Origin of the sequence: Stenotrophomonas mori (genome assembly GCF_023556335.1) — a bacterium.
Lineage (GTDB): Bacteria > Pseudomonadota > Gammaproteobacteria > Xanthomonadales > Xanthomonadaceae > Stenotrophomonas > Stenotrophomonas mori.
The window spans coordinates 61932-88301 of sequence record NZ_JAIKTS010000005.1; the positions used below are offsets into that span (position 1 = coordinate 61932).

General features: G+C 71.8%; 25 protein-coding genes and 1 other RNA gene. 19 read left to right on the forward strand and 7 right to left on the reverse strand.

The window, feature by feature from the left end:
* The first annotated feature begins 53 nt into the window (after positions 1 to 53).
* The 8 genes from glyA to thiL all read left to right on the forward strand — a co-directional run bounded on the left by glyA (position 54) and on the right by thiL (position 8579).
* Positions 54 to 1307, forward strand: a complete 1254-nt coding sequence (gene glyA / locus K5L01_RS13210; RefSeq protein WP_250065069.1) for a serine hydroxymethyltransferase — start codon at positions 54 to 56, stop codon at positions 1305 to 1307.
* A gap of 347 nt (positions 1308 to 1654) precedes the next feature.
* Positions 1655 to 2179, forward strand: a complete 525-nt coding sequence (gene nrdR / locus K5L01_RS13215; protein ID WP_250065070.1) for a transcriptional regulator NrdR — start codon at positions 1655 to 1657, stop codon at positions 2177 to 2179.
* 462 nt (positions 2180 to 2641) lie between these two features.
* Positions 2642 to 3736 (forward strand): bifunctional diaminohydroxyphosphoribosylaminopyrimidine deaminase/5-amino-6-(5-phosphoribosylamino)uracil reductase RibD, encoded by a 1095-nt coding sequence (gene ribD / locus K5L01_RS13220; RefSeq protein ID WP_250065071.1) that lies wholly within the window; start codon positions 2642 to 2644, stop codon positions 3734 to 3736.
* A 1045-nt stretch (positions 3737 to 4781) separates the two neighbouring features.
* Positions 4782 to 5384 (forward strand): riboflavin synthase, encoded by a 603-nt coding sequence (locus tag K5L01_RS13225; RefSeq protein ID WP_250065072.1) that lies wholly within the window; start codon positions 4782 to 4784, stop codon positions 5382 to 5384.
* Positions 5381 to 6481 carry a 3,4-dihydroxy-2-butanone-4-phosphate synthase gene (gene ribB, locus K5L01_RS13230; protein ID WP_250065073.1) on the forward strand — a complete coding sequence of 367 codons (1101 nt, stop codon included), beginning with the start codon at positions 5381 to 5383 and terminating at the stop codon, positions 6479 to 6481. Before K5L01_RS13225 ends, ribB begins: the two co-directional genes overlap by 4 nt.
* An 83-nt stretch (positions 6482 to 6564) precedes the next feature.
* Entirely contained in the window at positions 6565 to 7032 is a 468-nt protein-coding gene (ribH, locus tag K5L01_RS13235; RefSeq protein ID WP_250065074.1) for a 6,7-dimethyl-8-ribityllumazine synthase, read from the forward strand.
* On the forward strand, positions 7029 to 7508 hold the full coding sequence (gene nusB / locus K5L01_RS13240; protein ID WP_250065075.1) for a transcription antitermination factor NusB: 480 nt from the start codon (positions 7029 to 7031) through the stop codon (positions 7506 to 7508). Before ribH ends, nusB begins: the two co-directional genes overlap by 4 nt.
* A 96-nt stretch (positions 7509 to 7604) precedes the next feature.
* Positions 7605 to 8579 (forward strand): thiamine-phosphate kinase, encoded by a 975-nt coding sequence (gene thiL / locus K5L01_RS13245; RefSeq protein ID WP_250065076.1) that lies wholly within the window; start codon positions 7605 to 7607, stop codon positions 8577 to 8579.
* A 24-nt stretch (positions 8580 to 8603) separates the two neighbouring features.
* On the opposite strand, the gene K5L01_RS13250 is transcribed toward thiL, so the two are convergent.
* The 5 genes from K5L01_RS13250 to K5L01_RS13270 all read right to left on the reverse strand — a co-directional run bounded on the left by K5L01_RS13250 (position 8604) and on the right by K5L01_RS13270 (position 12897).
* On the reverse strand, positions 8604 to 8990 hold the full coding sequence (locus K5L01_RS13250) for a nuclear transport factor 2 family protein (protein ID WP_250065077.1): 387 nt from the start codon (positions 8988 to 8990) through the stop codon (positions 8604 to 8606).
* A gap of 28 nt (positions 8991 to 9018) precedes the next feature.
* Positions 9019 to 10398 carry an FAD-binding oxidoreductase gene (locus K5L01_RS13255; RefSeq protein WP_250065078.1) on the reverse strand — a complete coding sequence of 460 codons (1380 nt, stop codon included), beginning with the start codon at positions 10396 to 10398 and terminating at the stop codon, positions 9019 to 9021.
* A gap of 132 nt (positions 10399 to 10530) precedes the next feature.
* Positions 10531 to 10698, reverse strand: a complete 168-nt coding sequence (locus tag K5L01_RS13260; RefSeq protein WP_250065079.1) for a hypothetical protein — start codon at positions 10696 to 10698, stop codon at positions 10531 to 10533.
* Between the two features lie 107 nt (positions 10699 to 10805).
* On the reverse strand, positions 10806 to 11180 hold the full coding sequence (locus K5L01_RS13265) for a YraN family protein (protein WP_250065080.1): 375 nt from the start codon (positions 11178 to 11180) through the stop codon (positions 10806 to 10808).
* Positions 11170 to 12897: a penicillin-binding protein activator gene (locus K5L01_RS13270; protein ID WP_250065081.1), complete on the reverse strand. Its 1728-nt coding sequence runs from the start codon at positions 12895 to 12897 to the stop codon at positions 11170 to 11172. Before K5L01_RS13270 ends, K5L01_RS13265 begins: the two co-directional genes overlap by 11 nt.
* A gap of 81 nt (positions 12898 to 12978) precedes the next feature.
* Between K5L01_RS13270 and rsmI the strand changes: the two genes are divergently transcribed.
* The gene (rsmI, locus tag K5L01_RS13275) at positions 12979 to 13803 is read left to right on the forward strand and encodes a 16S rRNA (cytidine(1402)-2'-O)-methyltransferase (RefSeq protein WP_425603898.1); all 825 of its coding nucleotides are present in this window, start codon (positions 12979 to 12981) and stop codon (positions 13801 to 13803) included.
* 139 nt (positions 13804 to 13942) lie between these two features.
* An RNA gene (rnpB, locus tag K5L01_RS13280) (RNase P RNA component class A) lies at positions 13943 to 14294 on the forward strand.
* Between the two features lie 183 nt (positions 14295 to 14477).
* Here the strand turns inward: rnpB and tet are convergent.
* Complete coding sequence (gene tet / locus K5L01_RS13285) at positions 14478 to 15716, reverse strand: Tet(A)/Tet(B)/Tet(C) family tetracycline efflux MFS transporter (RefSeq protein WP_250065082.1); 1239 nt, start codon at positions 15714 to 15716, stop codon at positions 14478 to 14480.
* A gap of 73 nt (positions 15717 to 15789) precedes the next feature.
* Here tet and tetR point away from each other — a divergent pair, with 73 nt between their 5' ends.
* Positions 15790 to 16431, forward strand: coding sequence for a tetracycline resistance transcriptional repressor TetR (tetR, locus tag K5L01_RS13290; protein ID WP_250065083.1), 642 nt, complete (start codon positions 15790 to 15792; stop codon positions 16429 to 16431).
* Here the strand turns inward: tetR and K5L01_RS13295 are convergent.
* Positions 16428 to 17186 (reverse strand): NRDE family protein, encoded by a 759-nt coding sequence (locus K5L01_RS13295; protein WP_250065084.1) that lies wholly within the window; start codon positions 17184 to 17186, stop codon positions 16428 to 16430. The two genes, tetR and K5L01_RS13295, sit on opposite strands and share 4 nt — an antisense overlap.
* 333 nt (positions 17187 to 17519) lie before the next feature.
* Here K5L01_RS13295 and mraZ point away from each other — a divergent pair, with 333 nt between their 5' ends.
* Genes mraZ through ftsW form a run of 8 tightly spaced genes read left to right on the forward strand, consistent with a single transcriptional unit; the run spans position 17520 to position 26331 of the window.
* On the forward strand, positions 17520 to 17966 hold the full coding sequence (mraZ, locus tag K5L01_RS13300) for a division/cell wall cluster transcriptional repressor MraZ (RefSeq protein ID WP_336254142.1): 447 nt from the start codon (positions 17520 to 17522) through the stop codon (positions 17964 to 17966).
* A gap of 14 nt (positions 17967 to 17980) precedes the next feature.
* A complete protein-coding gene (rsmH, locus tag K5L01_RS13305; protein WP_250065214.1) occupies positions 17981 to 18964 on the forward strand; it encodes a 16S rRNA (cytosine(1402)-N(4))-methyltransferase RsmH in 984 nt (327 codons plus the stop codon).
* A complete protein-coding gene (gene ftsL, locus K5L01_RS13310; protein ID WP_250065086.1) occupies positions 18961 to 19224 on the forward strand; it encodes a cell division protein FtsL in 264 nt (87 codons plus the stop codon). Before rsmH ends, ftsL begins: the two co-directional genes overlap by 4 nt.
* Positions 19221 to 21080: a peptidoglycan D,D-transpeptidase FtsI family protein gene (locus K5L01_RS13315; RefSeq protein WP_250065087.1), complete on the forward strand. Its 1860-nt coding sequence runs from the start codon at positions 19221 to 19223 to the stop codon at positions 21078 to 21080. Before ftsL ends, K5L01_RS13315 begins: the two co-directional genes overlap by 4 nt.
* Positions 21077 to 22564: a UDP-N-acetylmuramoyl-L-alanyl-D-glutamate--2,6-diaminopimelate ligase gene (locus K5L01_RS13320; protein ID WP_250065088.1), complete on the forward strand. Its 1488-nt coding sequence runs from the start codon at positions 21077 to 21079 to the stop codon at positions 22562 to 22564. Before K5L01_RS13315 ends, K5L01_RS13320 begins: the two co-directional genes overlap by 4 nt.
* A complete protein-coding gene (locus K5L01_RS13325) occupies positions 22561 to 23943 on the forward strand; it encodes a UDP-N-acetylmuramoyl-tripeptide--D-alanyl-D-alanine ligase (RefSeq protein WP_250065089.1) in 1383 nt (460 codons plus the stop codon). Before K5L01_RS13320 ends, K5L01_RS13325 begins: the two co-directional genes overlap by 4 nt.
* Positions 23933 to 25018: a phospho-N-acetylmuramoyl-pentapeptide-transferase gene (gene mraY / locus K5L01_RS13330; protein ID WP_250065090.1), complete on the forward strand. Its 1086-nt coding sequence runs from the start codon at positions 23933 to 23935 to the stop codon at positions 25016 to 25018. The genes K5L01_RS13325 and mraY overlap by 11 nt, the downstream gene beginning before the upstream one ends.
* A complete protein-coding gene (gene ftsW, locus K5L01_RS13335; protein ID WP_250065091.1) occupies positions 25018 to 26331 on the forward strand; it encodes a putative lipid II flippase FtsW in 1314 nt (437 codons plus the stop codon). The genes mraY and ftsW overlap by 1 nt, the downstream gene beginning before the upstream one ends.
* Positions 26332 to 26370 lie beyond the last annotated feature (39 nt).

Below are 26370 nucleotides of genomic sequence, written 5' to 3' on the forward strand. Positions count from 1 at the left end.
CGCCCGAACCGGCTACAATCGCGTGATTTCCCGCCCAGTACCCAGGAGCTGTGATGTTCCCGCGCGACGCCCGTATCGAGTCCTACGACCCCGAGTTGGCCAAGGCCATTGCCGATGAATGCCAGCGCCAGGAAGACCATGTCGAGCTGATCGCCAGCGAGAACTACGCCAGCCCGCGGGTGATGGAGGCGCAGGGCAGCCAGCTGACCAACAAGTACGCCGAAGGCTATCCGGGCAAGCGCTACTACGGTGGCTGTGAATACGTGGACGTGGCCGAGCAGCTGGCCATCGACCGCCTCAAGCAGCTGTTCGGCGCGGATTACGCCAACGTGCAGCCGCACAGCGGCTCGCAGGCCAACCAGGCGGTGTACTTCGCGCTGCTGCAGCCGGGCGACACCATCCTGGGCATGAGCCTGGCCCACGGCGGCCACCTGACCCACGGCGCCAAGGTCAACGCCTCCGGCAAGATCTTCAACGCCGTCCAGTACGGCGTGGACGAGCAGGGGCTGATCGATTACGACGAGGTCGAGCGGCTGGCCCTGGAGCACAAGCCGAAGATGGTCGTGGCCGGTTTCTCCGCCTACTCGCAGATCGTCGACTGGGCGCGCTTCCGTGCGATCGCCGACAAGGTCGGCGCCTACCTGTTCGTGGACATGGCGCACGTGGCCGGCCTGGTCGCCGCCGGGGTCTATCCGAACCCGGTCGAGCACGCCCACGTGGTCACCTCGACCACCCACAAGACCCTGCGCGGCCCGCGCGGCGGCATCATCCTGGCCAAGGGTGCCGGCGAGGAGATCGAGAAGAAGCTGCAGTCGATCGTGTTCCCGGGCATCCAGGGCGGTCCGCTGATGCACGTCATCGCCGCCAAGGCGGTGGCCTTCAAGGAAGCGCTGGAGCCGGAGTTCAAGGCCTACCAGCAGCAGGTGGTCAAGAACGCCCAGGCGATGGCCGGCACGCTGATCGCGCGCGGTTACCGGATCGTCTCCGGCGGCACCCAGAACCACCTGATGCTGGTGGACATGATCGGCAAGGACGTGTCCGGCAAGGACGCGGAGGCGGCGCTGGGCAGGGCCCACATCACCGTCAACAAGAACTCGGTGCCCAACGACCCGCGTTCGCCGTTCGTGACCTCCGGCCTGCGCCTGGGCACCCCGGCGGTCACCACCCGCGGCTACCAGGAGGCCGACTGCGTGGCGCTGGCCAACTGGATCGCCGACGTGCTGGACAACCCGGCCGACGAGGCGGTGATCGCCCGCGTGCGGGACGCGGTCAGCGCGCAGTGCAGGAAGTACCCGGTCTACGGTTGAACGGACTTCGCCCCCGTTCCGGCCGAGGCGGACTCCGGCGCGCCTGCCTGACGGAGGCGCTGGTGCCGGGGGTACTCCTGGCGGCGGGTCGCCGCGCGATCCTTCCCGGCGCTGCCCGCCGCCTTGCCGCGCGTGTCCCCGCGCGTGGCAAGGGGCAGGGACGGGGTCCGGTTGTCGGGCGCAGTGACGGCATCACCGGCTGCCCGTCCGGGGGCCCCGTTCGCCCGGAGCGGCGGCCATGGCTGGCCGGCGGCGGCGGAGGGGGCGTGCCTGCGCTGTCCCCGATTTGGCTGCGGCTGGTAGCGTGTCGCAGAATCTTCCCGCCCAACGACTGAGCACGCTGTCCCATGCACTGCCCGTTCTGCCAGCACACCGACACCCGCGTGATCGATTCGCGCGTTTCCGAGGACGGCGCGACCATCCGCCGCCGGCGTGGCTGCGAGGCCTGCGGCGAACGCTTTTCCACACTGGAGACCATCGAGCTCAAACTGCCGGTCATCGTCAAGAGCGATGGCGGCCGCGAGGCGTTCGATGCGCGCAAGCTGCGGGTCGGTTTCGACCGCGCGCTGCAGAAACGGCCGGTGTCGGAGGAGCGGATCGAGGCGGCGGTGCGCGCGGTGGTGCACCAGCTGCGGATGAGCGGCGAGCGCGAAGTGGCGTCGATCCGCGTCGGCGAGTTCGTGATGGACGAACTGCGCAAGCTCGACCATGTCGCCTATGTCCGCTTCGCGTCGGTCTACCGCAGCTTCGAGGACGTGGCCGACTTTCGCGACGAGATCGAGAAGCTCGAGCGCGACCATCCTGCCGGCGAAAGCCAGCTGTCGCTGCTCGATGCCGGCGCCGCGCGCCGTGGACGCAAGGCGCCGCGCTGAAGCGGTTGCGGTCCACCGGACCGCAGGGGTGGCCGGCACCTGGCAGGGGCGCGTGGCGCTGTTGCCGGAAGGGCGTGTCGGACCGGCCGGATCCCGTGGCATACGCAGCGGGGTGATGCCGTTCCCTGTACCTGGAGGCGTGGACGGCGGGAACCGGCTGGCCTGCCGACAGCGGCCCGCGCAGGTCCGTGGCGGCTCGCCCCGGGCGGGGCACGCCCGACGCGCGTGACCGGCCTCGCAGCGGGGCGTCTGGCGCCTGTATCGTTACGGCCGGGCGGCGATGAGGGCGGGGTAGCGCCAGCTGGACCGGACCCGTGATGCGGATCGCGCCGCCGCTGTCCTGGCGGCAAGGTCGCGATCCTGCCGCCCTTCGCCGCGAGGGCGCGCCCGTGCTTGCCGGGGGCCCGCTGGACACCGACCGCGCGCAAGCGCGCTCCCCCCTCTCACGCCATGAGGTTTTCCATGCAGGACTTCACCGCCACCGACCACCAGATGATGGCGCGCGCGCTGCGCCTGGCCGAACGCGGCGCATGGACCACGCGGCCGAACCCGATGGTCGGCTGTGTCATCGCCCAGGGCGACGAGGTTGTCGGCGAAGGGTTCCACCAGCGGGCCGGCGGCCCGCATGCGGAGGTGTTCGCGCTGCGCGAGGCGGGCACGCGCGCTCGGGGCGCCACCGCCTATGTGACCCTGGAGCCCTGCGCGCACTACGGGCGCACGCCCCCCTGCGCGCTGGCGCTGATCGAGGCCGGCGTGGCGCGGGTGGTCGCGGCGATGGGCGACCCGTTCCCCGATGTCGATGGCGGCGGCTTCGCGCTGCTGCGCCAGGCCGGGGTCGAGGTGGCGGTGGGCCTGATGGCCGACGCCGCGCGCGAACTCAACCGCGGCTTCCTGTCGCGCGTCGAGCGTGGCCGACCGTTCGTGCGGATCAAGCTGGCCGCCAGCCTGGACGGGCGTACGGCCATGGCCGACGGGGAATCGAAGTGGATCACCGGGCCGGACGCGCGTGCCGACGTGCAGCGCTGGCGCGCGCGTGCCGGCGCGATCCTGACCGGCGCGGCGACCGTGCTGGCCGATGATCCGGCCCTGACCGCGCGCCCGGACGCAGGCGCGTTCGTCCCGCCGCTGCGGGTGGTGCTCGACGCCCGCCTGCGCAGCCTGGCGTGTACACGGGTGCGCGACGGCGGGGCGCCCACGCTCTACCTGCACGACCCCGCGCTGACTCCGCCGCGGATCGAGGGCGCCGCATTCGCGGCCGCGCCGCTGCAGGCCGATGGCCGTTTCGACCTGGCCGCGGTGATGGCGCTGTTGGCGGAGCGCGGCATCAACGAGGTGCACGCCGAGGCCGGTCCGACGCTGTGCGGCGCCCTGCTGCGCGGCGGGCTGGCCGACGAACTGCTGCTGTACATGGCGCCACTGTTGATGGGCGAGGGCGCCCGGCCGCTGCTGGCCGGCCTGGGGATCGCCGCGATGGCCCAGGCCGTGCCGCTGGAGATGCACGACCTGCGCATGGTCGGCCGGGACCTGCGCCTGCGGCTGCGCCCGGCCACCGCCTAGCGGAACGCGACCCCGCCTGTAGAGCGGGGCCACGCCCCGCTGGCGCCTTCCCGGCCAAACCCCGCCGGGCGGGGCCCGGCGCTACAGACTCCCGCAGCCCTGTAGAGCGGGGCCATGCCCCGCTGGGGCCTTCCCGGCCAGGCCCCGCCGGGCAGGGCCCGGCGCTACAGATTCCCGCAGCCTTGTAGAGCGGGGCCACGCCCCGCTGGCGCCTTCCCGGCCAGGCCCCGCCGGGCAGGGCCCGGCGCTACAGATTCCCGCAGCCTTGTAGAGCGGGGCCATGCCCCGCTGGCGCCTTCCCGTCCAGGCCCCGCCGGGCGGGGCCCGGCGCTACAGATTCCCGCGGCCCTGTAGAGCGGGGCCATGCCCCGCTGGGGCCTTCCCGGCCAAACCCCGCCGGGCGGGGCCCGGCGCTACAGAATCCTGCGGCTCTGTAGAGCGGAGCCACGCCCCGCTGGGGCCTTCCCGTCCAGGCCCCGCCGGGCAGGGCCCGGCGCTACGGGATCCCGTCCCCGTGCGGGGCGGTGCCCTCCGGCGCTGACGGCCCGGCGCGTTCCGGGCTGCGCCGGCCAGGACGACCTGCGTCCTGCGCAACACTGCCATCCATCCACCGCACAGGTGGGCCGCGGGTGGGCTGGTACAATGCGCCGGCCGGTTCGCCGGCAACCACGAACGTCTTCAGGGCGGGGTGTGATTCCCCACCGGCGGTAGGTGCGCGGTTCCCACGGGAGCCTGCACGAGCCCGCGAGCGCCGAGGCCACCACGCGAGTCGTCCACTCGCAGGAACCCGCTTCCAGTCCGCGGGTTCCCCGGTGCCGAGGGTCAGCAGATCCGGTCCGATGCCGGAGCCGACGGTTGGCGACAGCGCCTGGCGCTGCCGCCTAGAGTCCGGATGAAAGAAGACGGCCCGCACACGGCCCGTTGCCGTGCGCGTGCCTGTAGGCCTTGTGGCGTTTTTCGCTCATCAACCGCGGGAAACGTTCATGAAAATCCGTGTCATCCCCTTGCCGCTCTTCCGGCCCGCCTCCCCGATGGAGGTGCGCTGATGTTCACCGGCATCATCGAAGGCGTCGGCCGGTTGGCCGCGCACGAACCCGTCGGCGGCGATGTCCGCTTCACCTTCGCGGTCGGCAGCCTGCCGTTCGAGCAGGTACAGCTGGGCGAGAGCATCGCGGTCAACGGCGTCTGCCTGACCGTCATCGCCTTCGACGCGACCTCGTTCCAGGCCGATGCCTCGACCGAGACCCTCGGCCTGACCACCCTGGGGCAGCTGGCCGACGGCGCCGCGGTCAACCTCGAGCGCGCGATGCGTCCCACCGACCGCCTTGGCGGCCACCTGGTCAGCGGCCACGTCGACGGCGTCGGCAGGGTGCTGTCCATCCACGACGACGCCCGCGCGCAGCGCTGGCGCTTCGCCGCGCCGGCGCCGCTGCTCAGGTACATCGCGAAGAAGGGCTCGATCTGCGTGGACGGCGTCAGCCTCACCGTCAACGAGGCCGACGACGCCGGCTTCGAGGTGGCGCTGATCCCGCACACCGTCGCCCATACCCGTTTCGCCCATACCGGCGTCGACGACGCCGTCAACCTGGAAATCGACCTGGTGGCGCGCTATGTCGAGCGCCTGCTGGGCCAAGGAGCCACCGCATGAACTTCGCCCCCGTTCCCGAACTGCTGGAAGAGATCCGCGCCGGCCGCATGGTGGTGATCGTCGACGACGAGGACCGCGAGAACGAAGGCGACCTGATCATGGCCGCCGAGCTGGTCAAGCCGTCGGACATCAACTTCATGGTCACCAACGGCCGCGGGCTGGTCTGCCTGCCGTTGACCCGCGAGCGCGCCGGCCAGCTGGGCCTGGCGCCGATGGTGCGCGCCAACACCGCCCAGTTCCAGACCAACTTCACGGTCAGCATCGAGGCTGCCGAAGGCGTGACCACCGGCATCTCCGCCTACGACCGCGCGCATACGATCCGCACCGCGGTGAAGCCCGATGCGCGGCCGGCGGACCTGCACCAGCCCGGCCACATCTTCCCGTTGATCGCCCAGCCCGGCGGGGTCCTGACCCGCGCCGGGCATACCGAGGCCGCGGTCGACCTGGCCATGCTGGCGGGTCTGGAACCGGCCGGCGTGCTGGTGGAGATCCTCAACCCCGACGGCACCATGGCCCGGCGTCCGGAGCTGGAGGTGTTCGCGCGCGAGCACGGCCTGAAGATGGGCTCGATCGCCGACCTGATCGCCTGGCGCCTGGCCACCGAGCACACGGTGGAGCGGGTGGACGAGCGTGAGGTGGACACCGAGTTCGGTGCGTTCCGGCTGCTGACCTACCGCGACCGGATCGCCCACGACCTGCACTTCGCGCTGGTCAAGGGCCGTCCGGACAAGGACACGCCGACGCTGGTCCGGGTGCAGGTGGAAAACCCGTTGGCCGACCTGCTGCACTGGCGCCGCGACGATTTCGGCGTGGCCGCCACCGATGCGCTGCGCACCATCGCCGCCGAGGGCCAGGGGGTGATGGTGGTGCTGTCGGCGCCGCGTGATTCGGATGCGTTGCTGGCACGGCTGCGGCGCGAGCCGGAGGTGCGCCCGCCGGGCAAGGACAAGGATGTCGGCCAATGGCGCCGCAACGGGGCCGGCGCGCAGATCCTGGCCGACCTGGGGCTGGGCAGGCTGCGGGTGTTCGGTACCCCGCGCCGGCAGGTCGGCCTGGCCGGCTACGGTCTGGAGATCGTCGAGACCGTGCAGCCGTGAACGCGGGTGCCCCGCCGCCTCGGCGGCGGGGCACGTTGCGCACCTACACGGTAAACTGGCCCACCTTTTGCATCGCTACGCCCATGAGCCACTACGAAGGCGACCTCCGCCCGGCCGGACCGGCCCGTTTCGTCATCATCGCCAGCCGCTGGAACGCCCGCATCACCGATGCGCTGGTGGCCGGCGCGCGCCAGAGCCTGGCCGGCAACGGCATCGGCGAGGATGCCGTCGACGTGGTGCGGGTCCCGGGCGCCTGGGAAATCCCGCTGGTCGCCGCGCGCCTGGCCGCCGCGGGCCGGCATGCGGCGATCATCACCCTGGGCTGCGTGATCCGGGGCGATACCCGTCATTACGAGCATGTCGCCGACCGCTGCGCGGAAGGGCTGATGCGCGCCCAGCTGGACTTCGGCGTGCCGGTCCTCAACGGGGTGCTGGCGGTGGAGCGGGTCGAGGATGCCGAGGCCCGCGCCGGCGGCAGCCATGGCAACAAGGGCGAGGAAGCCGCGCTGGCGGCGCTGGAAATGGTCAACCTCCTGGAGCAGCTGCCATGAGCAACCGGACCCCGGGCCGGCCCGCCGGCAAGCCCTTCCGCCGCGACGGCGTCGATCCGGTGCTGCGCTCGCGCGCGCGCCGCCGCGCACTGCAGGCGATCTACGCGTGGCAGATCTCCGGCGGCAACGCCGATTCGCTGCTGGCCCAGTTCGCCCACGAGCAGGCGCATGAAGTGGCCGACCTGGCGTACTTCGAGAGTCTGCTGCGCGGCGTGCTCGAGCACCGCCGGACCCTGGACGAGGCATTGCTGCCGTTCCTCGACCGTCCGGTCGAGGAGGTCGATGCGATCGAACGCGCGGTGCTGCGGGTGGCGGCCTACGAGCTGTGCCACCGCCAGGACGTGCCGTACCGGGTGGTGATCAACGAAGCGATCGAGACCGCCAAGCGCTTCGGCTCCGAGCATGGCCACACCTATGTCAACGGGGTGCTGGACCGCGCCGCGCTGGAGTGGCGCAAGGTCGAATCGGCCCAGTGATGCCGCTGCCGGCGCGCGGACGCGCCGGGCGGTTCCGCCGCGACGCCGGGGCCGGCAGCATCGGTGCCGGCGTTTCCGTTCCAGGAATGCCTGACCATGAGCCTTGACGAGTTCGGCCTGATCGAGCGCATCGCCCGCCGCGTCCCGGCGCGCGCCGACATCGTGCTGGGCATCGGCGACGACGCCGCGTTGCTGCAGCCGTCGCCGGAACAGCAGTTGGCGGTGACCGCCGACACCCTCAACGCCGGTGTGCACTTCCCGCTGGAGACGGCCGCCGCCGACCTGGGCTGGAAGGCGCTGGCGGTGAACCTGTCCGACCTGGCGGCGATGGGCGCCACGCCGGTCTGGTGCACGCTGTCGTTGTCGCTGCCCGAGGCCGATGCCGCCTGGATCGACGGATTCGCCGACGGCCTGTTCGCGCTGGCCGATGCCAGCGGCATCGCCCTGGTCGGCGGCGACACCACGCGCGGACCGCTGTCGGTCTCGATCACCGCGATGGGCCGGGTGCCGGCGGCGCAGGCGCTGCGCCGCGACGGCGCGCGGCCGGGTGACGATGTCTGGATCAGCGGCTGCCCGGGCGAAGCGGCCGGCGCACTGCGGCTCTGGCAGCAGGGACGGCTGGACGTGCGCGGCGTCGCGGCCGATGCCGGCCACGAACGGCTGCGGGAGCGGCTGCAGCGGCCGACCCCGCGGCTGGCGCTGGGGCGCGCGCTGCGCGGGCTGGCGCATGCGGCGGCCGACGTCTCCGATGGACTGCTGGCCGACCTCGGGCATATCGCCGCGCGCAGCGGCGTGGCCGCGGTGGTGCAGGCCGATGCGGTGCCTTTGTCGGCGGCCCTGTGCGGCGCCCTGGGCGACGCGGCCGCGGGCGACTGCGCGCTGCGCGGTGGCGACGATTACGAACTGTGCTTCACCGCCGCCCCGGCGCGGCGCGCGGCGTTGCAGGCGCTGGCCGCGCACCTGGCGCTGCCGTTGACGCGCATCGGCCGGATCGAGGCGGGCGAGGGGGTGCATTGCGCCGGCGCGCCGGTGGCCGGGCCCGCACACGGCTACCGGCACTTCGCCGGCTAGCGCGCCGGGAGCGGGCCGGCGCGTTCAGCGCTGGCTGCGCGCGCCGGTGGGGTTGTCCGCTTGCAGCGGGTAGGTGCCGTGGCCTTCGATCACCCGGTCGCCGGCAAAGCGCAGCACCTCGCTCACCAGGACGCCCTTCTGGTTGCGGTAGGCGATGACCAGGGTGTCGACGCCGGCATATACCGCCTCGATGTCGAAATGCAGGTCCGGGATGCGTGCCAGCCCCGCGCTCCAGTAGGTGCGAATGGCGGCCTTGCCGCGCAGCACGCCACCGGTGTCCGGCAGGACCTGGCGGGCGAAGGGCGAAGTGAAGACCGCCTCGTCGTGGAAATGCGCGAGGACCGCGTCCACGTCGTGGCCGTTCCAGGCCGCGGCCCAGGCCGCGGCGAAGCGTGAGGGATCGATCTGCATGGTCTGTGCCGGCTCCGTCGGTGAGGGGTCAGTCGTCCGGCAGCACCTTGCCGGGGTTGAGGATGCCGTCCGGGTCCAGGGCCCGCTTGATCGCGCGCATCGCCGCCAGGGTGGCGGGCGTGAACGCCTGCGCCATGAAGTCGCGCTTGGCCAGGCCGATGCCGTGTTCGCCGGACAGGGTGCCGCCCAGGGCGAGGGTCAATGCGAAGACCTCCGGCAGCGCCGCGTGCGCGCGGGCGTTCTCGCCGGCGTCGTCCGGGTGGTAGAGGATGTTGACGTGCAGGTTGCCGTTGCCGGCGTGGCCGAAGGCGACGATGGGCAGCTCGAAGCGAGCCGACAGGGCCTGTACGCCGGCGACGAGCTCGGGAATGCGCGACACCGGCACCACCACGTCTTCGTTGATCTTGCCGGGGGCGATGCTCTTCAGCGCGGGCGACAGCGCGCGCCGGGCCGCCCACAGCCGCTCGCGGGCGCCGCCGTCGGTGGCCACGTCCAGCGCCAGCAGGCCTTCGCCTTCGGCCGCCTGGGCCAGTGCATGCAGCACGTTGGGCAGGGTGTCGTCGTCGCCGTCGGCATCGATCAGCAGCATCGCGCCGGCGTCGGGCACCTGTGCACCGTTGCGGCGCAGCAGCGCCAGGCTGCGGGCATCCATGAACTCCAGCATGGTGGGGGTGGCCGGCTGCGCCATGATCCGCGACACCGCGGCCGCGGCGCTCTCGGCGTCGCGGTACAGCACGCGCAGCCCGGCCTGCGCGCGCGGCCGGGCGGCCAGCTTGAGGGTGGCCTCGACGATCAGCGCCAGCGTGCCTTCGCTGCCGACGATCAGGTGGGTGAGGTCGTAGCCGGTGGCGTCCTTGGTCCACGGGCCGCCGCATTCGATGAGCTCGCCGGTCCCGGTCACCGCCACCAGGCCGAGCACGTTGTCGCGGCTGGTGCCGTACTTCACCGCGCGCGGGCCGCCGGCGTTGGTGGCCAGGTTGCCGCCGATGCTGCAGCTCTCGAAGCTGGACGGGTCCGGCGGCCAGAACAAGCCATGCGGCTGCAGCGCCTGCTGCAGGTCGCCATTGAGCACGCCGGGCTCGACCACCGCGCAGCGGTCGCCGGGGCGCAGCGCGAGGATGCGGTTCATGCGTGCGAACGACAGGACCACCCCGCCGGCGGTCGGCACCGCCGCACCGGTGGTGCCGGTGCCCGCGCCACGGCCGACCAGCGCCACGCCATGCGCGCGGCAGGCGCGCACGATGGCCTGCACCTGCTCGCGGTTTTCCGGCAGTGCCACGCCCAGCGGCAGCGCATGCCGCCAGGAGTTGTCCTGGGCATGCGCGGTCCGCGTGGCGGCATCGGTGCGCCAATGGTCGCCAAGCAGGCGCGAAAGGGTCTGGTCGAACGCAGGGGGCAGGGAGGGCATCGCAGGACGGTTGGACGGGGCGGGCGGTAGCGCCGGACCGATGTTAATCGAGAGCGGCGCCGGGCTGGGCCATCGCCGCGGGCGGCGTGTCGCGCGCCACCGGCGACAGGCCGCCCGGGCGCATGGACCCGGTCACCGGGGAAGCGCTGGTGACACGTACAGCGCCTTGCCGCCGGCGACCAGCGCCAGCTGGCGGCCCACGTGTGGACGGGTCCGCTGCGCGCTCTGTTGCCGTGCGTCGGCGGTGAAGCGGAGATCGATCGCGGGCGCGTCGTCGTCGCTGGCGGCGAGGGGCCGCATGTCGATGGCGACGATGAGCGGATCGCCGAGATACAGCGGGGGCTCGGCACCGCTCGCGCGCGCCGCTGTCCGCCGCGGTCGTTCCGGGGGGAGGGGGGCGTCGGGCATCAGCCGTCGTCGGCGCGGAACGCATCGCGCAGCCAGTGCAGCCGTGGCGGTTCGCCGTCGGCTTCGACCACGTCGAAGCGGCAGGGGACCTGCGCATGCGCGGGGTGGGTGGACAGGTAGAGCTGCGCGGCCCGCAGCAGTCGGCGGCGCTTGCCGGCATCGATCGAGGCGGCACCGCCGCCGAAGGTGCCGCCACGGCGGTAGCGGACTTCCACGAAGACCAGACTGCCGGCGGCCGGATCGAGCATCACCAGGTCGAGTTCGCCGCTGCGGTAGCGGACGTTGCCGGCCAGCCAGCGCAGGCCGGCATCTTCCAGGTGGCGGCGCGCGGCGGCTTCCACCGCCGCGCCGCGTGCGGCCCTGTCAGCGGCCATCACCGATCGGCATCGGCAGGCCACCCTGGAAGGTGGACCAGGCCGGGGTGCGCAGCACGTTGCCGAAGCCGTCCAGGTGCAGGGTGCCGGTGGCGCCGGCCAGTCCGCCCTGGGCGCTGTTGGCCAGCTTCTCCAGGTAGGCGGACAGCTTCCAGGCATCGAAGCCGAACGCGAACAGGCGCGCGGCGCCGCCGCGCGCGGTGGGCAGGCGCGCGGCCAGGTCGCCGGCGGCCGGCAGGCCGGCCGCACCGCGCGCGGTCCAGGCTTCGCTGGGGAAGGCGATGCCGTCCAGTGCCATGTCCTCCTCGGCCTTGCCGGTGCCGGACACCAGCTGCGAGGTGCCCACGCGGGTGGCACCGCCGATTCCCGCCAGTGCCAGCTGCGGCGCCAGTGCCCGCGCCTGTGTGCCCTTCACGGCGAGGAACACCGCATCCACGGCCGCGGCCTCGCGCAGGCGTGCACCGATGTCGCCGGGGGCGTCGGCGATGGTGAGGCTGGCGGCGACCCTGCCGCCGCGCTCGGCGAAGCGCTCGGCGAAGGCGGCGGTGGCGCGGCGGCCGGTGTCGTCGTTGCTGCCGATCACCAGCACATTGCGGCGTTCGCGGGCGAGCAGGTACTCGGCGGCCATGATGCCGTCGTCTTCCGGCGCCAGCGAGAAGCCGGCGCTGCCGGGCGGCGGAGTGTCCTTGCCGCGGTTGAGCGCCAGCAGCGGCACCGGCAGCTGCTGGCGGCCGAACAGGGCATCGACCTCGTCGCGGCCGAGCGGGCCGACCACGAAGTCGGCGCCGCCGCCGACGGCCTTGTCATAGGCGGCGATGGCGCCGGCCGGGGTGCCGCGGGTATCGACGAAGTCTAGTTGCGGGCGGCGGCGGTGTTCGCCGTAGTAGCCGGCGAGCAGGCCGTCGCGCACGGGGGCCGCGGCGGTGGCGAGGTTGCCGCTCAGCGGCAGCAGCACCGCCATCTTCAGCGGCGGACGGTAGCCGTCGGCGTCGGCCGGGGGCCGCTTGCCGGTGTCCACCTGCCAGGCGGCGTCGCGGTCGAACGGGCGCGGCAGCGGCAGGCCGCGGCCGATCAGGGCGCGGCCTGCATGGTTGTAGAGGGCGTCGCCGGCCGGCAGCGCGGCGCTGCGGCTGGCCAGGGTGGCATCGTCCAGGCCCGCCAGCAGGCGGGTGATGGCGCGCTGGTTGTCGCTGCGCGCAGTGCCCGACAGCAGTACCCCGGCACGGGCGCGGGCACCGGCGGCGGCGAACGCGTCGCCGCCGGCCTCCAGCGCCAGGCCCTGGGCCAGGTACCAGCGCGCCTGCTGCGCGGCGGCCAGCTCGTCCGGCTGTTGTGCGGCCAGTGCCTGCAGCGCCGCGGCCGGCTGCTGGTCGGCCAGGGCCAGTTCGGCGACCAGCAGCGCATGGCGCTGGCGGGTGGCGCCGCCCAGCTGGCGTGCCTGCACCTGCGGCAGCAGCATGCGCGCGCGGGCGTCGTCGCCGGCCTCGTGCCAGGCGAACGCGGCATCGGCGAGCAGCTGCGAACGGACGCTGCCGCGCGCCTGCGATGCTTCGGCCTCGAGCTGCTGCGCGGCGTCGCGCGGCTTGCCCTGCTCCAGCAGGACGAGGGCGGCCTGCTGCCCCGGTGACGCCACCGGCGCCAGGCCGGTGGTGGCGCAGCCGGCGAGCAGCAGGAGCGACAGCGCCAGGACGGCGACCCGTGCGGTGGGCAGGTTCATGCGGGATCCGTTCGACGGCATGCGGCGGTACCGGGTGGAGGACACGGTAGGATTCTACTCTTGACCATGGAAAAACCGATGATGCCCGCTTCCAGCGCCACCCTGCATGTCGTCGCCACGCCGATCGGCAACCTGGGCGACCTCAGCCCGCGCGCGCAGGAGGTGCTGCGCACGGTGGCGGCGATCTGCGCCGAGGACACCCGGCATACCGGCCAGCTGCTGTCGCAGTTCGGCATCGCCACCCCGCTGCTGGCCTTGCACGACCACAACGAGGAAGCGATCGCGGGACGCCTGGTCGCGCGCCTGTTGGCGGGCGAATCACTGGCGCTGGTGAGCGATGCCGGTACCCCGCTGGTCAGCGATCCGGGTTTCCGGCTGGTGCGTGCGGCGCGGGCTGCCGGTGTCCGGGTGAGTCCGGTGCCGGGCGCCTGCGCGGCGATCGCGGCACTGAGCGTGGCCGGGCTGCCCAGCGACCGCTTCGTGTTCGAGGGCTTCCTGCCGGCCAAGGCCGCGGCCCGGCGCGAGCGGCTGCAGCGCCTGGCCGGCGAGACCGGCACCCTGGTGTTCTATGAATCCTCGCACCGGATCGCCGATTCGCTGGCGGACATGGTGCAGGCATTCGGCGCGGCGCGGCCGGCGGTGGTGGCGCGTGAACTGACCAAGCTGTTCGAGACCGTGCTCGACGGCGACCTGGAAGCGCTGCTGGCCGCCGTGCAGGCCGACGGCAACCAGCGCAAGGGCGAGTTCGTGGTGATGGTGCAGGGGGCCGGCGACGATGAGGACGCGAAGGTCGCCGAGGGCCGCCGGCTCTACGCCAGGCTCAACGAGCACCTGCCGCCGTCCACCGCCGCCAAGCTGGCGGCCGACCTGAGCGGAGCGCCGCGCAAGGCCCTCTACGGAGGCTGAGACCGTGCCTGGCGGTGGGTGGGGGCGGCCGGCGGCCGATGGACAGTGATGGCTCCCTCCAGGAGCGGGCGGCGTTCGCGCGGCCTGTCCGGCAGCCCGTGTCCGCAAAGCGGGCGTGACGCTTTACAATGCGCACGGCGGAGTCGGCCGGGCAGTCGCGTCATCCTTTCGGGGGTGCCGAGGAAAGTCCGGGCTCCACAGGGCAAGGTGCCAGGTAACGCCTGGGCGGCGCGAGCCGACGGAAAGTGCAACAGAAAGATACCGCCTACGTCTCCTCCGGGAGGCCGGTAAGGGTGAAATGGTGCGGTAAGAGCGCACCGCGAGTCCGGCAACGGACCGGCACGGCAAACCCCACCTGGAGCAAGACCAAATAGGGACCCATTGGCGTGGCCCGCGCCGGGTCCGGGTAGGTTGCTCGAGCGTCACGGTGACGTGGCGCCTAGAAGAATGACTGTCCACGACAGAACCCGGCTTACAGGCCGGCTCCGCCGCTTTCCCCGCCCGCTGGGCGGGAAAGGCCCCAATGTTTTGTACCGCCTCCGCGGTACAAAACATCGGGCCTAGGGCCCCTTGCCTTCCAGGACCCGCGCCTGTCGGCGCGCCCCCTCTATTAAAGGGGGCTCTCCACCAGATTCATGGCTTGGCTTGCTTCGCATCGCGTTGGAGTTCCTGGCTCATTGCGCTTGCTGCTTGTCAGCGCGGGCCTGCATGGTCGATTCGGCCGTTTCGGCGATTGCCGTGTCCGCTCGCCTGCGGCCTAGCAGCAAGGGCAAGACCAGCAGGTTGGTGGCGGCGCCGACGGCCCAGACCAGGCCGGGCCAGGGACTGTGGCTGAGGGCATAGAGCGTGGTCACCAGCAAGGGGCCGGCGATGCCGATCAGGCTGGTGATGCCGGTCAGCGTGCCCTGCAGTTCGCCTTGCTGGTGATCGTCGATCCGGCGCGTGAGCATCGACTGCAGGGCCGGGGCAGCCAGGCCGCCGGCGGCGAACAACGGCAGCAGCAGGAACGGCACCCAGCCGGACAGGGCGAGGGACAGCAACAGCAGCCCCAGCGAATCGCCGGCCAGGCCGAGCAGCAGCGCGCGGCGCTCGCCCAGCCGGGCGACCAGCGGCGCGACGGCGAAGGCCTGGGTCACCGCATGGCACAGCCCATAGCCGGCCAGCGACAGGCCGGCCACGGTCATGCTCCAGCCGAACCGGTCCTGGCCGTAGAGGATCCACAGGGTCGCCGGCCATTGTCCGACCAGGGTGACCACGGCGTATATCCCCAGCAACGGCGCCAGGCCCGGGCGGCGCGACAGGCGATGCAGGGCGGCGAAGGCATTCAGGCTGATCCGGCGATGTTCCGGGGGCCGGGCCGGGCGTGACTCCGGCAACCGCCGCCAGACCAGCAGCAGGTTGAGGGCATTGAGCGCGGCGGCCAGCAGGAAAGGCGCGCGCAGCAGCCATTCACCGAGCAGGCCGCCCAGGACCGGTCCGGCGATGAGGCCGATGCCGAAGGCCGCGCCCATCTGTCCGAAGCGCGCGGCGCGCTGCCCGGGCGGGGTGATGTCGGTGAGGTAGGCCGCGGCCACCGCCATGTTGGCGCCGGTGACGCCGGCCAGCGCACGTCCCAGGTACAGCCAGGGCAGGCTCGGGGCGACGGCCATCAGTAGGTAGTCCAGCGCCGCACCGGCCAGCGAGACCAGCAGCACCCGGCGCCGGCCATGACGGTCGCTCAGGGCGCCCAGCAGCGGCGCGCAGAGGAACTGCATCAGCGCGTACAGCGAGAGCAGCGCGCCGTAGTGGAGGCTGTGCGGGGTCTCGGCGCCGGCCAGCTGCTGCAGCAGGCCGGGCAGGATGGGCAGGATCAGGCCGAGCCCGATGCCGTCGATCAGCAGCACCGCCAGCAGGGCGGACAAAGGCGTGCGCATGGGAGGTTGTAGCCACTCTCTATCGGCGATAGGGTGGGCGCATTGTTCCACACTATCTATCGGTGATAAAGAAATGGCCGGATCGAGGTCGCCGCGGTTGAGCCGCGAATCGGTGATGCGGGCGGCGCTGCAGCTGCTCGGCGAGGTCGGCATCGACGGCCTGAGCACGCGCCGCCTGGCCGAACGCCTCGGAGTGCAGTCGCCGACCCTGTATTGGCATTTCCGCAACAAGGGCGAACTGCTGGCGGCCATGGCCGAGGCGATCATGCGCGAACGGCACCGGCAGCCGCTGCCGGCGCCCGGGCAGTCCTGGCAGGCGTGGTTCATCGCCAATGCGCACAGCTTCCGGCAGGCCCTGCTGGAATACCGGGACGGTGCGCGGCTGCATGCCGGAACCCGGCCGCGGGGAGAAGTGTTCGGCGACGTGGAGGCCAAGCTGGGCGTGCTGGTCGATGCCGGCTTCGCACCGGCCCAGGCGATCGAGCTGCTGCTGGCGGTGAGCCGCTTCGTGGTCGGCTGGGTGCTGGAGGAACAGGCCGCGCCGGCCGCCGCGCCGGTCACCGGCGAGGCCCCCGATGCGGCACGCTATCCGCTTGCCGCCCAGGGATGGGCGGCCCTGGCGGAGGAGTCGGCCGACCAGGTGTTCGATCGCCAGTTGCGGCTGTTCGTGGCCGGTGCCGAGGCCATGGCCGGGCAGTCCCGCGGCGCCGGCTAGAACGCGATCCGGGTCTCGTCCAGCCGCTCGCCCCCGGGTCCGAAGCGGCGTTCGCAGATGAAGCCATGGCCGTCGGCGTCGAGCGCCAGTACGGTGCTGGCGCGGGTGCCGTAGGCCGGGCCACGGATGAACGCCGCCGCAAGGTGCCGCTCCAGCGGCGGCGCGATGCCGGTGGCAGGCAGCGCGCTGTCGTCCGGCCGCCACTCGTCGGCCAGGGCATTCCACAGCCCGTCCAGCGGCGCGTCGTCCAGTGCCAGCCAGCGTTCCAGTGCCGTGGTCAGCCGCCGGGTCTTCGGCCAGGGCGGCTCCAGCGCGCCGTTGGACATGCCGTGCACGCCGGGGGCCAGTGCGCGCCGCGACAGCGGGTGGTTGCCCAGGTAGTGGCAGGCCGTGGCATCGGCCAGCAGCAGGTTGAAGGGGGCGTAGTCGGCGGCGCGGGGCGCCAGGGCATCGGCCGTGGCGCCGGCTCCGGCACCCGGGCTGGCCAGGTAGTCCGCCACCAGCGCACCGCGGGAGGGGCCGCCGGCCGCGGCGCCTGGCGCACGGACATTGGTGACCACGGCCGCCCGGCCGTGGCCGTCGGTCCCCATCCAGGTGCCGCCCGAGCGCAGGTCGCGGCCGGCGATGACTCCGCCGGCCGGTGGCTCCCAGCGCGACAGCCCGGCGCTGGGCCGGTCGTGGAACTCGTCGCGGTTGCCGGCCATGAGCAGGCGCCAGCGGGGGTGGCACTTCCAGGCGAGGGTCACCAGGCACATGTGCCGGAGTGTGCCGGTTTGCGCAGTCGGCGGCCATGGGGGGCTGAACGCCGGCCGGACCGGTGCCGGAATTTCACACCACCTCCACAGCACTGAATTTTATGGAAATCTCAAAATTTGAGACGAAACAGCAACTTGTGGATAAGGTTTGAACAAATCTCTAAACATTGGCGCAAGCCATTGATGTGAATGGTGATTTTGCTTGAGGAAAATTGTTGACAACCTTTTGGTCGCTGCTAAGGTGGTCATCCGAGGGAAAACCGGGTTTTTGGTGGTTTTTCGTGGTTCAATGATTGCCCGAGCGTTTTCAGGCACTGAACAGGTAGGAACGGCGTGTTTCAAGGCGAGACGGCCATCACGGTTGACGACAAAGGACGCATGGCGGTGCCCACCGCTCATCGCGACCTGGTCGCGCGTGCCTGTGGCAACCGCCTGGTGCTCACCTACAACCCGTTCGAGTCCGGGTGCCTGTGGCTGTACGCCGAGAAGGAATGGGAACGGGTGCGCGACGACGTGATGGCCAAGCCCAATACCCAGCGGGTGGTGCGGACCCTGCAGCAGAAGCTGGTCGGCTCGGCCGCCCACCTGGAGCTGGACGGCAACGGCCGCATCAGCCTGCCCTCCAGCCACCGCCATGCGGTCGGCATCGAGAAGAAAGCGGTGCTGATGGGCATGGGCGACAAGTTCGAACTATGGAGCGAGCAAGCGCATCGCGCGCTGATCCAGCAGACATTGTCTGACGAGGATCTGGGCGATGGGCTGCTCGACCTGAAGTTGTGAGCCGGGGTGCCCGGGTGCGCGGTCAAGCGCAGGCCGGTCACCCTCCGGTGTCGCAGCCGCCGGCGGCACATCTGCCGGTGCTGTACACCCAGGTCCTGCAGGGCCTGAGGGTGATCGAGGACGGTACCTACCTGGACGGCACGTTCGGCCGTGGCGGCCACGCCGGCGGCGTGCTGCGCCAGCTCGGTGCGGACGGGCGCCTGCTGGTGATGGACAAGGACCCCGAGGCGATCGCCGTGGCCGAGCGCGACTTCGCGCCCGATGCCCGCGTGGCGATCCACCGCGGCAGTTTCGCCGACCTGCTGGACTGGCACGAGACCGCCGCCGGCCTGGACGGGGTGCTGTTCGACCTGGGCGTGTCCTCGCCGCAGCTGGACGTGGCCGAGCGCGGTTTCAGCTTCGGCAAGGACGGCCCGCTGGACATGCGCATGGATCCGGACTCGGGCGAGAGCGCCGCGGAGTGGATCAACCGCGCCGAGGAGCGCGAGATCGCCGACGTGCTGTGGACCTACGGCGAGGAGCGGCAGAGCCGCCGCATCGCCCGCGCCATCGTTGCGCGCCGCGCCAGCCAGCCGTTCAGCCGTACGGCCGAACTGGCCGAGGTGATCGCCTCGGCAATGCCGCGCGGCAAGCCCGGTGCCGACAAGAGCCGGATCCACCCGGCCACGCGCAGCTTCCAGGCCATCCGCATCCACATCAACCGCGAGCTCGCCGACCTGGAAACGGGGCTGGAGGCGGCGGTCGCGCGGCTCAGGCCCGGCGGCCGGCTGGCGGTGATCAGCTTCCACTCGCTGGAAGACCGCATCGTCAAGCAGTTCATGAACCGCTACGCCAAGGCGCCGCCGAGCAATCGCCGCCTGCCCGAGGTGACGGCGTTCGTGCCGACCCTGGACCTGGTCGGCGGCGCGACCAAGGCCGCCGACGATGAGCTGGCGGCGAACCCGCGCGCGCGCAGTGCCGTGCTGCGGGTGGCCGAGAAGCGCGGGGGCGAGGCATGAGCCGGCTGCTGCTGATCGTGCTGCTGGCCTGCACCATCGCCTCGGCGATCGGCGTGGTGTTCATGCGCCACCGCCACCGCCAGCTGTTCGTCGAGCTGGCGCGGCTGGAGCACGCCCGCGACGAGCTGAACATCGAATTCGGCCGCCTGCAGCTGGAGCAGGCCACCCTGGCCCAGGCCACGCGCGTGGACCAGGAGGCGCGCGGGCGCCTGGGCATGAAGTTCCCCGAAGCGGGCGACATCGTGGTGGTGCGGCCATGAAGAACGCGCCCCGCCGCAACCGCAACCGCAGCCAGTTCAACCTGCGCAGCCGCATGCTGATGGTGGGCGCGGGCCTGGGCCTGTGCGCGGTGACCCTGGTCGGCCGCGCGGCCTACGTGCAGCTGGTCAACAGCGATTTCTACCAGCGCCAGGGCGAGGCGCGCTACCTGCGCGAGGTGCCGATCGCGACCTCGCGCGGCATGATCACCGACCGCAACGGCGAGCCGGTGGCGGTGTCCACCCCGGTGGCCTCGATCTGGGCCAATCCGCAGGAGCTGCTGCGCACGCCCGAGCGCATTGCCGAACTGGCGCAGGCGCTGTCGCTGCCGGTGGACGAACTGACCGCGCGGCTGACCCAGCGTGCCGACAAGGAGTTCATGTACCTGCGCCGGCGGATGAACCCGGACGTGGCCGAGCGGATCGTCGCGCTGAAGATCCCCGGCGTGTTCGCGCAGCGCGAATTCCGCCGCTATTACCCGCAGGGCGAGGCGATGGCCCACGTGCTGGGCTTCACCAACATCGACGACCATGGCCAGGAAGGCCTGGAGCTGGCGTTCGACGAATGGCTGCGTGGCAAGCCCGGCGCCAAGAAGGTGATCCGCGACCGCAAGGGCGCGATCGTGGAGAGCATCGACCTGGTGCGTCCGGCCGAGCCCGGCAAGGACCTGACGCTGAGCATCGACCGCCGCATCCAGTTCCTGGCCATGCGCGAGCTGCGCAACGCGGTCACCGAGAACCAGGCGGCCGGCGGCTCCATCGTGATCATGGACGTGGCCACCGGCGAGGTGCTGGCCATGGCCAACCTGCCGACCTACAACCCGAACGCGGTGAGCGGCGCCACCCCGGACACCCGGCGCAACCGCGCCGTGACCGACCTGGTCGAGCCGGGCTCGACGATGAAGCCGCTGACCATCGCCACCGCGCTGCAGAACCGGGTGGTGACCCCGGAGACGCTGATCGACACCAACCCGGGCTACATGGCCCTGGACCGGCGCTACACGATCCGCGACGTGCCACGGAACAACGGCGTGCTCAACGTCACCGGCGTGATCACCCGCAGCTCTAACATCGGTGCCGCCAAGATCGTCGCGCGCCTGCCGGACCAGATGTTCTACGACTCGGTGCGCGGCTTCGGCTACGGCGTGGCGCCGCACAGCGGCTTCCCGGGCGAGTCGGCGGGCGTGGTGCCGTCGCCGGGCAGCTCCGGTTGGTCCGGCACCACCAAGGCCACCATGTCCTACGGCTACGGCCTGTCGGTGACGCCGCTGCAGATCGCCCAGGCGTACTCGGCACTGGCCAACGGCGGCCGAGTGATCCAGCCGACCTTCGTCAAGGGCCAGCACAACGAGGCGCGCCAGGTGGTGCAGCCCGAGGTGGCGGGCGAAGTGGTGCGGATGATGGAGACGGTCGTGACCCAGGGCGGCGCCAAGCAGGCGGCGATCCTGGGCTACCACGTCGCCGGCAAGACCGGAACCGCGCGCAAGAACGGTCCCAACGGCTACGAGCGCGGCCGCTACAACCTGCTGTTCGCCGGCGTCGTGCCGGCGACCAACCCGCGTTTCGCGGCGGTGGTCGTGGTCAACGACCCGCGCGGCGGGCGGTACTACGGCGGCCTGGTGTCGGCGCCGGTGTTCCACCATGTGATGGAAGGCACCCTGCGGCTGATGGACGTGCCGCCGGACGACATCCAGTCGTGGCTGGCCGCGCAGGCGGCGGGCAAGGTCGGCGGCAATACGCCGGCGCTGCTGCCGGTGCCGCAGGACACGGGCGAAGCGCCCAGCGCCGAGGCCGAGTTCGACGCCGCGCTGCCCACCGCCAGCGCCCCGCAGCCGGTCCCGCAGGAGGTGCGCCAATGAGCCGCCTGCTGGCCCTGTCGCAGCTGCTTCCCGACCTGGAACTGACGGCCGATCCGCGGATCGGCGGGCTGGTGCTGGATTCGCGGCATGTCCGCCCCGGCGACGCCTTCGTGGCCATCGCAGGTTTCGGCGCCCATGGCCTGGGCTTCGTCGACCAGGCCCGGGCCGCCGGCGCCAGCGCCATCCTGTTCGAGCCGCCGGCCCCGGCCGCGCTGCCGGCGCCGGCCGATGCCATCGCCGTGCCCGGCCTGCGCGCGCGCATGGGCGCGATGGCCGACCAGTTCCACGGCCGCCCGTCCCACGCGATGACGATGGTCGGTGTCACCGGCACCAACGGCAAGACCTCGACGGTGCAGCTGCTGGCCCAGGCCTGGCACCTGCTCGGGACCGCCAGCGGCAGCATCGGCACGCTCGGCGTGGGCCTGTACGGCGACGTGGTGCCCACCGGGTTCACCACGCCGCTGGTGCTGCAGATGCACGAGATGCTGGCGCGGCTGCGCGACCAGGGAGCGCGGGCGGTGGCGATGGAGGTCAGCTCGCATGCGCTGGACCAGGGCCGCGTCGATGCCGTGCATTACGACGTGGCGGTGTTCACCAACCTCACCCGCGACCATCTTGACTACCACGGCGACATGGCCAGCTACGGCGCGGCCAAGGCGCGGCTGTTCCATCGCGATGGCCTGGAGGCGGCGGTGGTCAACCTGGACGATGCCTTCGGCCGCGGGCTGATCGGCACGCTGGGCGCGGGTGTGCAGGCGGTCGGCGTGAGCTCGTGCGGACAGCCCGGCGCCACGGTGCGGGCCGAGGCGCTGGTGCTGGATGGGCAGGGCATCGGTTTCGCGCTGGTGGCCGGAGACGGCGCGCATCCGGTGCGCTCGCCGCTGCTGGGGCGCTTCAACGTCGACAACCTGCTGGCCGTGGCCGGCGTACTGCATGCGCTGGGCCGGCCGGCGGCGACGATCGCCGACGTGCTGGGCCGCCTGCAGCCGATTCCCGGGCGCATGAACCGTCTCGGCGGGCAGGGCGAGCCGACCGTGGTCATCGACTACGCGCACACGCCCGACGCGTTGGAACAGGCGCTGCGCAGCCTGCATGGCCATCTCGACGGGCGCCTGCTGTGCGTGTTCGGCTGCGGTGGCGAGCGCGACACCGGCAAGCGCCCGCAAATGGCGGCCATCGCCGAGCAGCATGCCGACGCGGTATTCGTCACCGACGACAACCCGCGCGGCGAGAACGGTGACGCGATCGTCGCCGACATCATGGCCGGCTTCGCCGATCCCGCCCGGGTGACCGTGCAGCGCGACCGGGCCCGTGCCATCGGCGCGGCCGTGGCGCAGGCCGGTCCGGGCGACATCGTGCTGGTCGCCGGCAAGGGCCATGAGCCCTATCAGGAGATCGCAGGCATCAAGCATCCTTTCGACGACACCGACGTGGCCTCGCGCGCGCTGCGGGCACGCGCGGCGGACGGGGAGGTGACGGCATGAAGCGCACCCCGCTGTCGCTGATCGCGCACTGGGCCGGCGGCGAGCTCCACGGCGACGACGCGCACATCGATGCCATCGGCAACGACACCCGCGCGCTGGCGCCCGGCAGCCTGTACGTGGCCCTGCGCGGCGAGCGTTTCGACGGTCACGACTTCGCCGCCGGCGCGGTGGAGAACGGCGCCAGTGCGCTGCTGGTGGAGCGGCCGCTGCCGCTGGAAGTGGCGCAGGTGGTGGTGGCCGACACCGGACGGGCGCTGGCGAAGATCGCCACCGCGATGCAGCGCGACCGCGCCACGCGCGTGTTCGCCATCACCGGCAGCAACGGCAAGACCAGCGTCAAGGCGCTGCTGCTGGCGATCCTGCAGCAGGCCGCCACGGCCGACGGCCGCCGTGTCCATGCCACGCCGGGCAACCGCAACAACGAGATCGGCCTGCCGCTGGCGGTGATCGACGCACCCGAGGACGCCGACGACGCCATCTACGAGATGGGCACCGGCAAGCCGGGCGACATCGCCTACCTGACCGCCATCGCCGCGCCGGACGTGTCGCTGGTCAACAACATCGCCCCGGCGCACCTGGAGCGCATGGGCAGTTTGCTGCAGATCGCCGACACCAAGGCGGCGGTCTACGACGACCTGCGCGATGGCGGCGTGGCGGTGGTCAATGCCGACGATGCCTTCGCCCCGTTCTTCGCCGAACGCGCCGGCGCGCACCGGGTGATCCGCTTCGGCCTGGAGGCCAGCGCCGACGTCACCGCCACCGGCATCGTACTGGCCGAGGCCGGCGCGCGCTTCCGCCTGCATGCGCCGCAGGGCGAGGCCGACGTGGTGCTGCCGCTGCCCGGCCGCCACAACGTGCTCAACGCCCTGGCCGCGGCCTCGATGGCGCTGGCCGCCGGCCTCGCGCCGGCGCAGGTCGCCGAGGGGCTGGCGCAGGCGCGCCCGGTCGCCGGCCGCCAGGTCGCGCATGTGCTGGCCAACGGTGCGGTGCTGGTCGACGACAGCTACAACGCCAACCCGGGCTCGCTGGCCGCGGCGATCGCCGCGCTGGCCGCGGGCAAGGAAGAGGGCTGGCTGGTACTGGGCGACATGCGCGAACTCGGCCCCGACGCCCGGGCCCTGCATGCGCAGGCCGGCGCGCACGCACGCGCGGCCGGGATCAAGCGCCTGTACACGCTGGGGCCGCTGAGCGCGGCGGCCACCGCCGCGTTCGGCGAGGGCGCGCGCCACTTCGACAGCCATGCCGACCTGGCCGCCGCGCTGGAACCCGAACTTCATGCTGGTGTGCGTTGCCTGGTCAAGGGCTCGCGCGGCAGCGCCATGGACACGATCGTGACCGCGCTGCTCAAGCGCGGCGAGGACGCACCGCATGTTGCTTGAACTGGCCCGTTGGTTGCAGCAGCTGGACGACTTGTTCCGGCTGTTCAACTACCTCACCTTCCGCGGCATCCTCGCGGCGCTGACCGCGCTCGGGCTGTCGCTGTGGCTGGGGCCGGCCGCGATCCGCCGCCTGGCCCAGCTCAAGGGCGGCCAGCCGATCCGCAAGGACGGTCCGCAGTCGCACTTCTCCAAGGCCGGCACGCCGACCATGGGCGGCGGCCTGATCCTGCTGTCGGTGCTGATGGCGGTGCTGCTGTGGGGCGACCTGCGCAACCGCTACGTGTGGCTGGTGATCGCGGTGATGCTGTGCTTCGGCGCCATCGGCTGGTACGACGACTGGATCAAGATCGCCAAGCGCGATCCCAACGGCCTGAAGTCGCGCTGGAAGTACCTGCTGCAGTCGATCTTCGGCCTCGGCGCCGGCCTGTTCCTGTTCTACACGGCCGACGTGCCGGCGGCGCTGACCCTGTACATCCCGATGTTCAAGTCGATCGCGCTGCCGCTGGCCGGGATCAGCTTCGTGGCGATCGCCTACTTCTGGATCGTCGGCTTCTCCAACGCGGTCAACCTGACCGACGGCCTGGACGGGCTGGCGATCATGCCCACGGTGCTGGTCGCCTGCGCGCTGGGCGTGTTCGCCTACGCCTCGGGCAACGCGGTGTTCTCCAACTACCTGCAGATCCCGCAGATCCCGGGCGCGGGCGAGCTGGTCATCATCTGCGCGGCGATCGCCGGTGCCGGGCTGGGCTTCCTGTGGTTCAACACCTACCCGGCGATGGTGTTCATGGGCGACGTCGGCGCGCTGGCGCTGGGCGCGGTGCTGGGCACCATCGCGGTCATCGTGCGCCAGGAGCTGGTGCTGGTGGTGATGGGCGGCGTATTCGTGATCGAGACGCTGTCGGTGATGATCCAGGTGGCCAGCTTCAAGCTGACCGGCAAGCGGGTGTTCCGGATGGCGCCGATCCACCACCACTTCGAGCTGAAGGGCTGGCCGGAGCCGCGGGTGATCGTGCGCTTCTGGATCATCTCGGTGGTGCTGGTGCTGATCGGCCTGGCGACGTTGAAGGTGCGCTGATGGACGACTACGCACGCCAGGCGACACGGCTCGAAGCGATCGGCGGCCACTACGACAAGTGGCTGCTGGGCGCCGCCGTGGCACTGGCGTCGCTGGGCATCGTGATGGTGGCGTCCAGCTCCATCGCGCTGACCCAGAGCCCGTTCTACTACCTGACCCGGCACCTGGTGTTCGTCGGGGTCGGCGTGGTGCTGGCCGCGGTGGCGATGCGCGTGGAGCTGCGCGAGGTCGAGAAGTACAACCACCTGCTGCTGCTGGGCTGCTTCGCGCTGCTGGTGGTGGTGTTCGTGCCGGGCCTGGGCAGCACCGTCAACGGTGCGCGCCGCTGGATCAACCTGGGCTTCTCCAAGTTCCAGACGGTCGAGGCGGTGAAGGTGCTGTACATCGTCTGGCTGTCCAGCTACCTGGTGCGCTTCCGCGACGAGGTCAACGCCACCTGGCAGGCGATGCTCAAGCCGGTGGGCGTGGTCGGCGTGCTGGTCGCGCTGCTGCTGATGCAGCCGGACTTCGGTTCGTCGATGCTGCTGCTGGGCATCACCACCTGCATGCTGGTCCTCGGCGGCGCCCAGCTCAAGCGCATCGTGCTGCCGGTGCTGCTGATGCTGCCGGCGCTGGTCCTGCTGGTGGTGTTCGAGCCCTACCGCATGCGTCGCGTCACCTCGTTCATGGACCCGTGGGAAGACCAGCTGGGCTCGGGCTACCAGCTGTCCAACGCGCTGATGGCGATCGGCCGCGGCGAGTGGACCGGGGTCGGCCTGGGGGCATCGATCCAGAAGCTCAACTACCTGCCCGAATCGCATACCGACTTCATCTTCTCGGTGATCGCCGAGGAGCTGGGCTTCGTCGGGGTGTGCGCGATCATCGCGCTGTACGCGCTGCTGGTCGGGCGGGCATTCTGGCTGGGCATGCGCTGCATCGAGATGCGCCGCCACTTCTCCGGCTACATCGCCTTCGGCATCGGCCTGTGGATCGGCCTGCAGTCGTTCGTGTCGATCGGCGTGAACCTGGGCATGCTGCCGACCAAGGGCCTGACCCTGCCGCTGATCTCCTCCGGCGGTTCCAGCGTGATGATGACCTGCGTGGCGGTCGGGGTGCTGCTGCGCGTGTCCTGGGAATACAACCGCGCGGTGCGCCGCCAGGAAGTGCGCGAGGACAGCGACATCGCCGACGCCCCGTCCATCGACGCCGCGGAGCCGGCACCGGCCGGGACCGCCAGCGCGTCGGCCGTCGCCTCGGCGATGCAGGCCGATGCGGGCCGCGGTACCAGCCGCATGCAGCCGCGGATCGAACCGACATTCGGGAGGATGGCCTGATGGTCGATCCCACCGACCCGCGCCGGCAGACCCGGGGCC

What these genes read in the sequence shown, in the direction of transcription:
- ftsL (WP_250065086.1), top strand. Translation starts at nt 18,961, where the DNA reads ATGAGCCGGCTGCTGCTGATCGTGCTGCTGGCCTGCACCATCGCCTCG.
- glyA (WP_250065069.1), top strand. Translation starts at nt 54, where the DNA reads ATGTTCCCGCGCGACGCCCGTATCGAGTCCTACGACCCCGAGTTGGCC.
- K5L01_RS13295 (WP_250065084.1), bottom strand. Translation starts at nt 17,186, where the DNA reads ATGTGCCTGGTGACCCTCGCCTGGAAGTGCCACCCCCGCTGGCGCCTG.
- ribD (WP_250065071.1), top strand. Translation starts at nt 2,642, where the DNA reads ATGCAGGACTTCACCGCCACCGACCACCAGATGATGGCGCGCGCGCTG.
- K5L01_RS13320 (WP_250065088.1), top strand. Translation starts at nt 21,077, where the DNA reads ATGAGCCGCCTGCTGGCCCTGTCGCAGCTGCTTCCCGACCTGGAACTG.
- ribB (WP_250065073.1), top strand. Translation starts at nt 5,381, where the DNA reads ATGAACTTCGCCCCCGTTCCCGAACTGCTGGAAGAGATCCGCGCCGGC.
- rsmI (WP_425603898.1), top strand. Translation starts at nt 12,979, where the DNA reads ATGCCCGCTTCCAGCGCCACCCTGCATGTCGTCGCCACGCCGATCGGC.
- K5L01_RS13315 (WP_250065087.1), top strand. Translation starts at nt 19,221, where the DNA reads ATGAAGAACGCGCCCCGCCGCAACCGCAACCGCAGCCAGTTCAACCTG.
- K5L01_RS13225 (WP_250065072.1), top strand. Translation starts at nt 4,782, where the DNA reads ATGTTCACCGGCATCATCGAAGGCGTCGGCCGGTTGGCCGCGCACGAA.
- ribH (WP_250065074.1), top strand. Translation starts at nt 6,565, where the DNA reads ATGAGCCACTACGAAGGCGACCTCCGCCCGGCCGGACCGGCCCGTTTC.
- K5L01_RS13325 (WP_250065089.1), top strand. Translation starts at nt 22,561, where the DNA reads ATGAAGCGCACCCCGCTGTCGCTGATCGCGCACTGGGCCGGCGGCGAG.
- K5L01_RS13250 (WP_250065077.1), bottom strand. Translation starts at nt 8,990, where the DNA reads ATGCAGATCGATCCCTCACGCTTCGCCGCGGCCTGGGCCGCGGCCTGG.
- K5L01_RS13260 (WP_250065079.1), bottom strand. Translation starts at nt 10,698, where the DNA reads ATGCGGCCCCTCGCCGCCAGCGACGACGACGCGCCCGCGATCGATCTC.
- K5L01_RS13265 (WP_250065080.1), bottom strand. Translation starts at nt 11,180, where the DNA reads ATGGCCGCTGACAGGGCCGCACGCGGCGCGGCGGTGGAAGCCGCCGCG.
- nusB (WP_250065075.1), top strand. Translation starts at nt 7,029, where the DNA reads ATGAGCAACCGGACCCCGGGCCGGCCCGCCGGCAAGCCCTTCCGCCGC.
- thiL (WP_250065076.1), top strand. Translation starts at nt 7,605, where the DNA reads ATGAGCCTTGACGAGTTCGGCCTGATCGAGCGCATCGCCCGCCGCGTC.
- tet (WP_250065082.1), bottom strand. Translation starts at nt 15,716, where the DNA reads ATGCGCACGCCTTTGTCCGCCCTGCTGGCGGTGCTGCTGATCGACGGC.
- K5L01_RS13270 (WP_250065081.1), bottom strand. Translation starts at nt 12,897, where the DNA reads ATGAACCTGCCCACCGCACGGGTCGCCGTCCTGGCGCTGTCGCTCCTG.
- K5L01_RS13255 (WP_250065078.1), bottom strand. Translation starts at nt 10,398, where the DNA reads ATGCCCTCCCTGCCCCCTGCGTTCGACCAGACCCTTTCGCGCCTGCTT.
- tetR (WP_250065083.1), top strand. Translation starts at nt 15,790, where the DNA reads ATGGCCGGATCGAGGTCGCCGCGGTTGAGCCGCGAATCGGTGATGCGG.
- nrdR (WP_250065070.1), top strand. Translation starts at nt 1,655, where the DNA reads ATGCACTGCCCGTTCTGCCAGCACACCGACACCCGCGTGATCGATTCG.
- mraY (WP_250065090.1), top strand. Translation starts at nt 23,933, where the DNA reads ATGTTGCTTGAACTGGCCCGTTGGTTGCAGCAGCTGGACGACTTGTTC.
- ftsW (WP_250065091.1), top strand. Translation starts at nt 25,018, where the DNA reads ATGGACGACTACGCACGCCAGGCGACACGGCTCGAAGCGATCGGCGGC.